The sequence below is a fragment of the Salinivibrio sp. ML290 genome, assembly GCF_001995695.1.
GTDB lineage: Bacteria > Pseudomonadota > Gammaproteobacteria > Enterobacterales > Vibrionaceae > Salinivibrio > Salinivibrio siamensis.
Genome location: NZ_MUEY01000001.1, coordinates 44,557 through 55,276 on the forward strand (window position 1 = coordinate 44,557; position 10,720 = coordinate 55,276).

11 protein-coding genes are annotated in these 10,720 nt (G+C 51.6%); 6 read left to right on the forward strand and 5 right to left on the reverse strand.

Annotated elements, in window-relative coordinates; all coding sequences use genetic code 11:
• Positions 1–167 precede the first annotated feature (167 nt).
• From BZG23_RS00235 to BZG23_RS00260, 6 genes are all read left to right on the forward strand, one after another.
• Positions 168–1,460, forward strand: a complete 1,293-nt coding sequence (locus tag BZG23_RS00235; protein ID WP_077605813.1) for an NCS2 family permease — start codon at positions 168–170, stop codon at positions 1,458–1,460.
• A gap of 56 nt (positions 1,461–1,516) precedes the next feature.
• Positions 1,517–1,972, forward strand: coding sequence for a xanthine phosphoribosyltransferase (gene gpt / locus BZG23_RS00240; protein WP_069361135.1), 456 nt, complete (start codon positions 1,517–1,519; stop codon positions 1,970–1,972).
• A gap of 165 nt (positions 1,973–2,137) precedes the next feature.
• Complete coding sequence (frsA, locus tag BZG23_RS00245) at positions 2,138–3,391, forward strand: esterase FrsA (protein WP_077578615.1); 1,254 nt, start codon at positions 2,138–2,140, stop codon at positions 3,389–3,391.
• A gap of 157 nt (positions 3,392–3,548) precedes the next feature.
• On the forward strand, positions 3,549–3,950 hold the full coding sequence (gene crl / locus BZG23_RS00250) for a sigma factor-binding protein Crl (protein WP_077605814.1): 402 nt from the start codon (positions 3,549–3,551) through the stop codon (positions 3,948–3,950).
• An 85-nt stretch (positions 3,951–4,035) separates the two neighbouring features.
• Entirely contained in the window at positions 4,036–5,190 is a 1,155-nt protein-coding gene (gene proB / locus BZG23_RS00255) for a glutamate 5-kinase (protein WP_077578638.1), read from the forward strand.
• Positions 5,191–5,211: 21 nt separating this feature from the next.
• A complete protein-coding gene (locus BZG23_RS00260) occupies positions 5,212–6,465 on the forward strand; it encodes a glutamate-5-semialdehyde dehydrogenase (protein ID WP_077605815.1) in 1,254 nt (417 codons plus the stop codon).
• 72 nt (positions 6,466–6,537) lie between these two features.
• On the opposite strand, the gene lipA is transcribed toward BZG23_RS00260, so the two are convergent.
• From lipA to BZG23_RS00285, 5 genes are all read right to left on the reverse strand, one after another.
• On the reverse strand, positions 6,538–7,503 hold the full coding sequence (gene lipA, locus BZG23_RS00265; protein WP_077605816.1) for a lipoyl synthase: 966 nt from the start codon (positions 7,501–7,503) through the stop codon (positions 6,538–6,540).
• On the reverse strand, positions 7,500–8,150 hold the full coding sequence (gene lipB, locus BZG23_RS00270; RefSeq protein ID WP_198532102.1) for a lipoyl(octanoyl) transferase LipB: 651 nt from the start codon (positions 8,148–8,150) through the stop codon (positions 7,500–7,502). Before lipB ends, lipA begins: the two co-directional genes overlap by 4 nt.
• A gap of 84 nt (positions 8,151–8,234) precedes the next feature.
• Positions 8,235–8,504 (reverse strand): DUF493 family protein YbeD, encoded by a 270-nt coding sequence (ybeD, locus tag BZG23_RS00275; protein WP_046073739.1) that lies wholly within the window; start codon positions 8,502–8,504, stop codon positions 8,235–8,237.
• A gap of 129 nt (positions 8,505–8,633) precedes the next feature.
• Positions 8,634–9,785, reverse strand: coding sequence for a serine hydrolase (locus BZG23_RS00280; protein WP_369795687.1), 1,152 nt, complete (start codon positions 9,783–9,785; stop codon positions 8,634–8,636).
• 112 nt (positions 9,786–9,897) lie between these two features.
• Complete coding sequence (locus BZG23_RS00285) at positions 9,898–10,719, reverse strand: septal ring lytic transglycosylase RlpA family protein (RefSeq protein WP_046073738.1); 822 nt, start codon at positions 10,717–10,719, stop codon at positions 9,898–9,900.
• Position 10,720: the final 1 nt, after the last annotated feature.

Below are 10,720 nucleotides of genomic sequence, written 5' to 3' on the forward strand. Positions count from 1 at the left end.
CGATTTTGACAGTTATCTGTTCGAGTCGGCGATATTTACCCTTGTTCCGGTCTTTTTACGCTGGAAATTTCCGCCATCGATCGGTAAGATTTGCGCCAAATTTTACCACGCAAACGTTTTCCTTTTGGTATCTAGCGATACACCACTTTTAGTTTGGGACATAACCGATGTTAGAGCGTTTATTTAAACTCAAGGCCCATGGCACAGATCTTCGCACGGAAGTGATTGCTGGGTTTACCACTTTCTTAACCATGGCGTACATCATATTCGTCAACCCATCGATTTTAGCCGAAACGGGCATGGACAAAGGCGCTGTCTTTGTCGCCACCTGTCTCGCTGCCGCAATTGGTTGTTTGGTGATGGGGATTGTTGCCAACTATCCGGTGGGGCAGGCGCCGGGGATGGGCTTGAATGCTTTCTTCACCTACACGGTGGTATTGCAAATGGGACACTCGTGGCAAGTTGCGCTAGCGGCGGTCTTTATCTCGGGCCTATGTTTTATCTTGCTGAGTGTATTGCGCGTGCGAGAGTGGATTATTAACTCCATTCCCATGTCATTGAGGACGGGGATCTCCGCTGGTATTGGTCTTTTCTTGGCACTGATTGCCTTACAAAATGCGGGGATTGTGGTTGATCATCCAGCCACCATGGTGGCACTGGGCGATGTGACCGCGTTCGCCCCCGCGATGGCGGCACTCGGGTTCTTCCTGACCATTGGCCTTGTGCATCGTGGTTTGAAAGGGGCGGTCATGATTGCCATTTTAGCGGTCACCGTGATTGGTGTGATTGCCGGAGATGTGGCTTATGGGGGCGTGATGTCAGCACCACCGAGCTTAGCACCGACGTTTATGCAGCTAGATTTTTCTGGCGCATTGGAAGTGGGGTTGGTGTCGATTGTGTTCGCATTTTTGTTTGTTGACCTTTTTGATACCGCAGGAACCTTAGTGGGTGTGGCACAGCGCGCGGAACTTCTCGACAAAGATGGTAAACTACCGCGTTTAAATCGTGCTTTACTGGCAGACAGTACCGCGACCTCCGTCGGGGCGCTTTTAGGCACGTCAAACACGACTTCTTACATTGAGAGTGTCTCCGGGGTCGCCGCGGGCGGGCGCACAGGCCTAACGGCGGTCGTTGTCGGCATCTTGTTTTTGCTCGCGCTCTTTTTTGCGCCGCTCGCGGGGATGGTGCCAGCTTATGCGACCGCCGGCGCATTGTTTTATGTGGCGATCTTGATGATGTCTGGCTTAGTCGGTATCAATTGGCGAGATCTCACAGAAGCGGCCCCTGTGGTGGTTGTCTGTTTGCTGATGCCGCTGACGTATTCGATTGCAAGCGGTATCGGGCTTGGCTTTATTGCGTTTTGTGCCGTAAAAACCTTTGCGGGCAAAGGGCGAGAAGTCCCTGTCAGTATTTGGATTTTGGCGGGGTTGTTCTTACTCAAGTTCGTTTTCTTGGTGTAAAACAGCTGCCCACATTGATGTTATAACAAGGCGAGAGTCGCCACGAGGTTTTCACCATGAGCAATAAGTTTATTATCACTTGGGACAATATGCAGATGTACACCCGTCAGTTGGCGGAGAAATTGCTGCCCGCAGAGCAATGGAAGGGGATTATTGCCGTAAGCCGCGGAGGCCTCGTACCCGCAGCCATACTGGCTCGTGAATTGGGTATTCGTCATGTCGATACTGTGTGTATTTCAAGCTATGACCATGACCATCAACGCGATATGCGAGTGGTGAAGCAAGCCCCAGGTGATGGTGAAGGCTTTATCGTGGTGGATGATCTGGTCGATACCGGGGGTACCGCAGAAATGGTCCGCCAGCTATACCCGAAAGCGCGCTTCGTCACTGTCAGTGCCAAGCCGGCAGGGAAACCTTTGGTAGATGACTATGTGGTCGATATTGCCCAAGACACCTGGATTGAACAGCCTTGGGATATGGCGGTCAGTTATATTGATCCCATCGCCAAGTAAGCCATTCATACTCCCACCTCAAAAAACGTCGCGTTGTTACGCGGCGTTTTTGGTTTCTGGGGTGACGCTTTTGGCTGGTATGGCTGATTAGTGCGGAAAATCATGGCCTTGATATGTGTATGGTTTAAACTAACAGCACGTTACATAAAAAGCCTAGGAGCGGGTGTGTCGGACAACGAATCACAAAACCTATCGGTCAAACTGTTTGCTAAACACAAGCATGCCACCGAGACATCGACCCTATTCGGTGCCGTTCAGCAAACCCAACAGTCAGATTACTCGGCATTTGATGGTGACAGTGAGTCGAGTTGGTATCGAATGCGCCGTCGTGGTCAGTGGACGTGGCAAGGGGTTGAGCCATTGGAAATGGAGGCCATCTTTGCCCGTATCGCTCACTCAGACAACTCGCGCTCGGTAGAAACATTGCTCGATACCGTTGAAGGCTACCGCTCGGGAAACTGGAATTATGAATGGACAGCGGTTGGCATGCAGCATCAAAAAGCCGCCCAAGCCTTGATGGATGAGGGAAAAGCCAAACAAGCAGGGGAGCAATGGCTACAAGCTTGCACATATTTTGGTATTGCCGCTTACCCACACTTGAAAGGGGACAGCTTGGCGCTACAGTCGGAAACCTTGGCATTTAAGGCGTTCGAGAGTGCGATTGCACAACTGCCGTTCACAGTGAAAACGGTGGAGACGCGGCTAGATGGGAAATCACTGAAAGGGTATCTCTATTTACCCCGCACCGACGCTACGCTACCGGTGGTTATCTTAAGCGGCAGCTTAGATAGCTTACAAACTGACTTGTGGCGCTTGTTTGTTGACTATTTTGCCCCCGCCGACATTGCGGTGTTGACCCTAGATATGCCCTCCGTGGGGCATAGCTGCCATTGGCATCTCAATGAAGATACCAGCCGTTTGCACACCGCGATGTTGGATAAGTTGGTCGATGTCCCTTGGGTGGATCATCACCGTGTGGGCACCATGGGCATTCGCTTTGGTGCCAATCCGGCAGTGAGAATGGCGTTTCTCGAGCCGCATCGCGTGAAAGCCAGTGCGTCACTCGGTGGCATTGTTCATGCGTTACTGACAGACGCCTCTTTAATGAAAAAAATGCCGCCTATGTACTTGGATACCCTCGGATCACGCTTGGGGCGTCGTATTCCTATCGACACATTAAAAACGCGCTTACAGGCTTGGTCGCTAAAAAATCAAGGGTTGCTTACTGGCCGACGCACTGAGGTGCCGATCTTAGCGCTTAGTCTAAAAGATGATCCCGTTTGTCCGGAGTCAGACAATCAAATGATCGCTAGGTACAGCCGTGGTGGCAAAGCCATGACGTTACCCAATACCCCACTGCACGATGGTTATCACCGTGCCTTGACCGAAACCGTTAAGTGGTTCGAGGATGTGCTCTAATCGGGATACCGCGGCACGGATAGCATAGGCGCTATCCGTGAGAGGGATAAAAATGAAGATGTGATCCACCGCTGAAAGCGGGATATTGTCGTTCACCTGATGGCTAAGCCCATGATATACCATGAACAAGGACGTCACAGTGCCATTGGAGGACACGATGAGCGATAAATTACCGCTTTCACATGGACGATTAAAAACACGCTTTACTGCATTGGGCCCGTACTTTCGAGAAGGAAAGTCAGACACCGAGCGCTACTTTTTCGATAGCCTTTCTGTCTGTGTGGATGCTAAAAAAGATCCTGACGCACGTGAGTTCTGGGGCTGGTGGTTTGAAATGACCCCGGAGGGGGAAGGGTTTACCTATCGTTATGGGTTTGGTTTATTTGATAAAAAAGGGGAATGGGTCGCCAAGTCGATTCCGCGTGAAGCGCAAGCGGCCGTGGATAAAACCTTGACTAACTTTTATGCCAAATTGAGTGCGTTGCTGGACGATGAGCTAGGCCTGTCTCTTTCACCAAGCCAAGCACTGACTGAGCCGGAACTGGCCTGCTCTGAATAACCCGCCATTTGCCTGATCCCACCCCTTGTTAAATAGGTGAGGGATTGATAAAAGAGAGACATACGCTTTTGTGGATCAGGCAACCATGACAATTCAAGATGTATTTCAAGACGGTGACCTCGCGGCCAGCGTCTCTCCCCAAACGCTTGTGGTAAAACTCGGCACCAGTGTGTTGACGGGCGGTTCTGCGCGCTTAGATCAGGCACACATGGTTGAGCTGGTGCGTCAATGTGCCCGTTTGCGGCAGCAAGGTCATCAGGTGATCATCGTATCATCAGCTGCGATTGCCGCGGGCAGAGAGCACCTCGGCTATCCAGTACTCGCTGACACGGTTGCCAACAAGCAAATGCTGGCTGCGGTGGGTCAGTGCCGTTTAATACAAACCTGGGAGCATTTATTTGGTTTGTACGGCTTTCAAGTCGGACAGATGCTGCTTACCCGGGCCGATCTAGAGCACCGTGAACGCTTTCTCAACGCGCGTGATATGCTTCAGGCCTTACTGGATAATGGTATTGTGCCGATTGTGAATGAGAACGATGCGGTTGCAACGTCCGAAATCAAGGTGGGCGATAATGATAACTTATCTGCCTTGGTGGCCATCCTCGCCGATGCAGACAAACTCCTCCTTTTAACTGACCAACCCGGCTTGTTCACGGCCGATCCGCGTTCAAACCCGGATGCCGAGCTGATTCGTGAAGTCCATACCATTGATGAAACCTTACGCAAATTAGCAGGTGGTAGCGTAGGGGGCCTGGGCACAGGTGGTATGGCGACCAAGCTTCAAGCGGCTGATATTGGCCGTCGAGCGGGTGTAGAGGTGACCATCGCCGCGGGGAGTAAGCCTGAAGTGATTCAAAAAGTCACCGCTGGGGATAACGCAGGCACGCGCTTTTTGCCCTTAGAAAGCCCCTTAGAAAGCCGTAAACGCTGGATCCTTGCCGGACCGCCACCCGCGGGGGATATTGTCGTCGATGCGGGCGCCATTACCGCCGTGACGCAAAAAGGTAGCAGCCTGTTAAGTAAGGGGATTGTTGCGGTGAAAGGGGCGTTTGCGCGTGGTGAAGTGGTGCGTATTCTCTCGGTTGAAGGAAAATGCGTCGCGCGCGGTATTTGTCGCTATACCGCCAGTGATTTGCGCCGTATCGCTGGCGCTCATAGCCAGCAAATCGCAGATATTCTTGGTTATGAATACGGTCCTGTCGCGATGCACCGTGATGACCTAGTCGTAGTAGACAATTAAAAGAGCAAAGACGGGGACACAATGAGTTTACAAAACATGGGCAAAGCAGCCAAAGACGCTGCGTACCAACTGGCCGTCACATCGACGAGCAACAAGAACCGAGCACTCGCCATTATTGCTGACGAGCTGGATGCACAGCAAAGTGCAATATTAGCCGCCAACCAAAGCGATCTCGCCGCCGCTCGTGAGGCAGACATGGATCCTGCGATGTTGGACCGTTTAACCCTGACCCCAGACCGTTTAACCAATATGGCGAGCGATGTGAGGCAAGTGATTGCGCTGGCCGATCCTGTGGGCCAAATGCTTGATCATAAGCTGCTTGAAAACGGCATGTCATTATCAAAGCGCCGTGAACCGCTAGGAGTGATTGGGGTCATTTATGAGGCGCGCCCGAATGTCACCATTGATATCGCGGCATTGTGCTTAAAAACGGGCAATGCCGCGATTCTGCGGGGAGGGAAAGAAACCTTCGCGACTAACCAGGTACTAGTGAAAGTGATACAAACTGGGTTAGAGAAAGCGGGGCTGCCGCATGCCTCGGTGCAATATATTGAAAAACCTGATCGTGCGCTGGTCTCTGAGTTACTGACTCTTGATGATTATGTCGACATGATCATTCCACGCGGTGGTGCCGGACTGCACAAAATGTGCAAACAAAACAGTACCATCCCTGTGATTATCGGGGGGTTTGGCATTAGCCACTTGTATGTCGATCACAGTGCCGATCTTGATAGAGCACCCGATGTGATCCTCAATGCTAAGACAGACCGCCCATCCGCCTGCAACGCGCTAGACACCTTGCTGGTTCACAAAGACGTGGCAGCACAATTATTCGCTCGCTTGCTGACGGCGTTTAATCAGTATGGGCTGCACATTGTCGCCGGATCAAGTGCGTTACCGTATCTGGATGGCGTGGCGCAACTGCGTGAGGCGCAATCAGGAGACTTTGATACGGAATGGCTCGGGCCAACCCTTGGAGTGGTGGTGGTTGATAGTGTGGATGAGGCACTCGCGCATATGCGCGCGCACAATGCCAGCCATTCCGATGCCATTTTGACCAACGACTTGCAGGCGGCAGAAACCTTTATTAATGGTGCCGGCTCGGCGGCAGTGTACGTCAACGCCTCAACGCGCTTCACCGATGGTGCGCAGTTTGGGCTTGGGGCAGAAGTGGCGGTTTCGACGCAAAAGCTGCATGCACGTGGCCCGATGGGGCTTGAGGAGCTGACTACCTATAAATGGGTGGGGCGTGCGGACTATTTATCACGTCACTGAGTACCCAAGGTAACCGATAATAAAAAACCGCTAGTCTGGCTAGCGGTTTTTTTGTCTCAACAGCTTGGGCGTTTATTTAATTTCCACGCCTTTTGCCTGTAGATCGGCATGGTAGGAAGAGCGAACAAAGGGGCCGCATGCGGCATGCGTAAAGCCTAAACCGAGAGCAATGTCTTTCAGCTCGTCAAACTCTTCAGGCGGGACGTAACGCTCTACTGGCAAGTGGTGGCGGCTTGGTGCCAAGTACTGGCCAAGCGTGAGCATGGTGACGCCGTGAGCACGCAAGTCCTTGAGAACCTCGATGATCTCTTCTTTGGTTTCACCCAAGCCCATCATCAAGCCCGATTTGGTCGGCACCTCTGGATGCATCTCTTTGAACTTTTTCAGCAGATCCAGCGACCATTGATAGTTGGCACCAGGACGCGCTTTTCGGTACAACCGTGGCGCTGTTTCTAAATTATGGTTGAAAACATCGGGTGGGTTGTTTTGCAAGATATCGAGTGCGCGATCCATACGGCCACGGAAGTCAGGAACCAGTGTTTCAATTTGGATCTCTGGATTGAGCGCGCGGATTTCTCGGGTACAGTCAACAAAGTGTTGGGCGCCCCCGTCACGTAAATCATCACGATCAACCGATGTAATGACCACATAGCGCAGTTTCATGTCTTTGATGGTTTGCGCCAGATGCTTTGGCTCTTCGCTATCAGGGGCGACGGGGCGACCGTGGGCAACATCACAGAAAGGGCAACGGCGGGTACAAATCGCCCCGAGAATCATAAAGGTTGCCGTGCCGTGACTAAAGCACTCCGCCAAGTTAGGACACGATGCCTCTTCACACACGGAGTGAAGATTGTTTTTACGCATCGCGTCTTTAATTTCTTTAATACGCGCAGTCTCAGCTGGGAGTTTGATCTTCATCCAATCAGGCTTGCGCAGCACTTCTTTTTGCTCGGTCGGCATATTTTTGACCGGGATAAGCGCCATTTTGTCGGCGTCGCGGTACTTAACACCGCGTTCCATCTGAATCGGTTTGCTCATAAATCGCTGCTTTCCGTTGTAAACTCAACCTCAGAGTACCTCAGCTGTTGAGTTAAAGTGTCTACCAGCACAGGTTGAACGTCCTCGAGCGTGACTTTGCCAACCTGATCGCTCAGTTGCGTCATGGCCATACCAGCGTAACCACATGGGTTAATACGCTGAAACGGTGATAAGTCCATATTGATGTTGAGTGCCAGTCCATGGAATGAGCACCCGCGACGGATACGGAGCCCAAGAGAACATATTTTTGCGTCGTTAACGTAAACACCGGGCGCATCTGGGCGGGCGTAAGCGTCAACGTGGAAGTGTGCTAGTGTGTTCACCACAAGATCTTCAATATGGCTCACGAGCGCTCGCACACCGACTTTTTTACGTTTGAGGTTAATCAGGAAATAGGCGACGAGTTGCCCTGGCCCATGATACGTCACCTGTCCGCCGCGATCTGATTGTACGACAGGGATGTCGCCTGGGACCAACACATGTTCCGTTTTTCCCGCTTGTCCTTGGGTAAAAACCGGATCATGCTCAACCAGCCAAACTTCATCACGCGTATTGTCGTCACGCCGATCGGTGAAGTGGCGCATCTGTTCCCAGACGCGGAGATACGGTTGACGGCCAAGGTGCCTTACAACGAGTTGGTGCTGCAAACCCATTTCCCATGTTGTTGTCAGTGGCGATATTATAGAGGCTGGCAGCGCGATTTAAAGCCGCCAGTCGTGTGGGTATTCGAATTAGAGCACCATGCGGACGATGTCAATTTCACCCAGCTCTTTATAGAGGATTTCCACTTGCTCAATGGAGGTCGCCTTAATGGTGATCGACACCGAGTGATAGGTACCCTTGGCACTGGGCTTGACGGCTGGGCTATAGTCGCCTGGCGCGTGGCGTTGGATCACGGTCAATACATGATCGGGTAGCTCAGGTTTTGCCTGGCCCACCACCTTGTAGGTGAATTGGCAAGGAAACTCCAACAGATCTTTTAATTTCGGTTGCTCTTGCATGTTAACTCCCAACTGCAGGCTGATAGAGGCACGCGTTTGTGCGATTGATCACGATTAACGCGAAATACTAATCTGCCAAGCGCGAGAAAACAAGCCGCCCACCAAGTTGGTGGGCGGCACAGAGAGGGATTAACCGACGAGGTTTTTAAACATCATCACGATGTAATCTATTAAGCGACTAAAAAGCCCGCCTTTTTCAACATCGTTTAGGGCGACAAGCGGGTATTCCGCCACATCTTCATCATCCACTTGATAGAAGAGTTTACCGACGACATCACCTTTACTGATCGGGGCTTCCAATGTGTTGTCGAGGACAAAACTGGCTTTCAGATCTTGCGCCTTGCCACGGGGAAGCGTGACAAAGGTATCTTCAGTGACGCCGAGCGCGACTTCGTCTGTATCACCCATCCAGACCTTCTCAGTCACAAAGGTTTCGTTGGCTTTATGGGGGGCCACGGTCTCGAAGAAGCGGAAACCATAGTTGAGTAGTTTTTTGCTCTCTGCTTTGCGGGCGTTGGCGCTCTTGGTGCCCATCACCACCGAGATAAGACGCATGTCGCCTTCAGTGGCTGAGGTGACCAAGTTGTAGCCTGCACCGTCGGTGTGGCCAGTTTTGATACCGTCAACGTTCAAGCTTTTATCCCATAGCAAGCCGTTGCGGTTGTATTGCGTGATACCGTTGTAAGTGAAGGCTTTTTCTTTATAAATACGATATTCCGCAGGCACATCGCGAATCAGGGCTTGGCCGAGCAGCGCCATATCGTACGGTGTGGTGTAAAGATCTTTGGAGTCCAAACCGTGAACATTGGAAAAATGGGAACTGTCCATACCTAGGGTTTCGCCCCAGCGGTTCATCAAGTCGACAAAGGCGTCTTCTGACCCCGCAACATGTTCAGCCATCGCTACACAGGCGTCGTTGCCTGACTGGATGATAATGCCACGATTGAGGTCGGCCGCTTTCACCGTGGTACCCACTTCGATGAACATCTTCGAAGAGCCGGGAAAGTTTTTGGCCCACGCATTCTCACTAATGACGACGTCATCATCCATTGAGATATTGCCACGCTCAACTTCCTGACCAATTACGTAACTGGTCATCATTTTCGTCAAACTGGCAGGATTAAGGCGTTGATAGGCGTTGTTTTCAGCCAGTACCTCGCCAGAATGATAATCCATCAATACGTAGCCTTTGGCGGCAATTTGCGGCGCATCAGGGACAACAGCAGGTGCGGCTTGAGCGGTAGCAGAGGCGAATAAGGCTGCAGAAAGCAGTGTACGCATGCGGAAAACGGTTTTATTCATCATTGTTAGTACTTATGTCGGTTATCGATGTCGATACTGTGCCCTCACTATACCAAATTGCGGATAGAGGGACAGGCTCGATTTCTTTAACTTATTGATTGTTTGTTTTAGCACTTGTGACAGATGTGTCGCCATTAACAAGTGCTTCGGTGACGATAAATGCCCCCGGCAACTGATGCTGCTTTGCCGTGCGCATCGCTTGTTGCGCTTGGTCTCGATCATAAAAAGGACCAAAGCGAACACGATACACGGTATCACGGCGGGCGATATGTGTAGGTAGACCATGGGTCTTCGCCAATTGTTCCGCTTTTTGATTGGCTTTTAGGCCATCAGAGAGGGCAGCCAATTGCACATAATAGGCATGATGGCGAGCGGAATGCCACTCGTCATCCGCTGGTTTACTCGGTGAGAGTAGACGCAGTGACACGGGGGCTGTCCCCGTCTTTAATACATCCAGCTTCTTGGCCGCGGCATAACTCAGGTCTATCAAGCGCTTATTGTGAAAGGGCCCGCGGTCATTGACGCGCACAATGGCCTTTTTACCATTATTTTGGTTGGTGACTTCCACGTAACTGGGCAGAGGAAGGGTTTTGTGCGCGGCTGACATGGAGTACATATCATACACCTCGCCATTGGAGGTACGATGGCCATGAAACTTCTCCCCATACCAGGAGGCAATGCCCGCCTCTTGGTAGCCTTTTGGATCGCGTAAGATTTGGTAGCGCTGACCATTTAACGTGTAATCTTTGTTACCCGCGAGGCTGTAAGGCTCATACCTGGGTTGGGCGTTTTCTGCGTGAATAACTTGTGGCACCGTCTCGGGTGCTTTATCACTTTGCATGTCGTAGCGACCTTGCTGGCTGCTGCATGCACTTAATAAGACGATAGCGCTAGAAACGATAATAGCTCGCATG

Bases quoted from the DNA above. Each gene is read 5' to 3' on its own strand.
- BZG23_RS00285 (WP_046073738.1), bottom strand. From the start codon at position 10,719: ATGCGAGCTATTATCGTTTCTAGCGCTATCGTCTTATTAAGTGCATGC.
- ybeD (WP_046073739.1), bottom strand. From the start codon at position 8,504: ATGCAAGAGCAACCGAAATTAAAAGATCTGTTGGAGTTTCCTTGCCAA.
- proB (WP_077578638.1), top strand. From the start codon at position 4,036: ATGACAATTCAAGATGTATTTCAAGACGGTGACCTCGCGGCCAGCGTC.
- crl (WP_077605814.1), top strand. From the start codon at position 3,549: ATGAGCGATAAATTACCGCTTTCACATGGACGATTAAAAACACGCTTT.
- BZG23_RS00235 (WP_077605813.1), top strand. From the start codon at position 168: ATGTTAGAGCGTTTATTTAAACTCAAGGCCCATGGCACAGATCTTCGC.
- gpt (WP_069361135.1), top strand. From the start codon at position 1,517: ATGAGCAATAAGTTTATTATCACTTGGGACAATATGCAGATGTACACC.
- lipA (WP_077605816.1), bottom strand. From the start codon at position 7,503: ATGAGCAAACCGATTCAGATGGAACGCGGTGTTAAGTACCGCGACGCC.
- BZG23_RS00280 (WP_369795687.1), bottom strand. From the start codon at position 9,785: ATGCGTACACTGCTTTCTGCAGCCTTATTCGCCTCTGCTACCGCTCAA.
- BZG23_RS00260 (WP_077605815.1), top strand. From the start codon at position 5,212: ATGAGTTTACAAAACATGGGCAAAGCAGCCAAAGACGCTGCGTACCAA.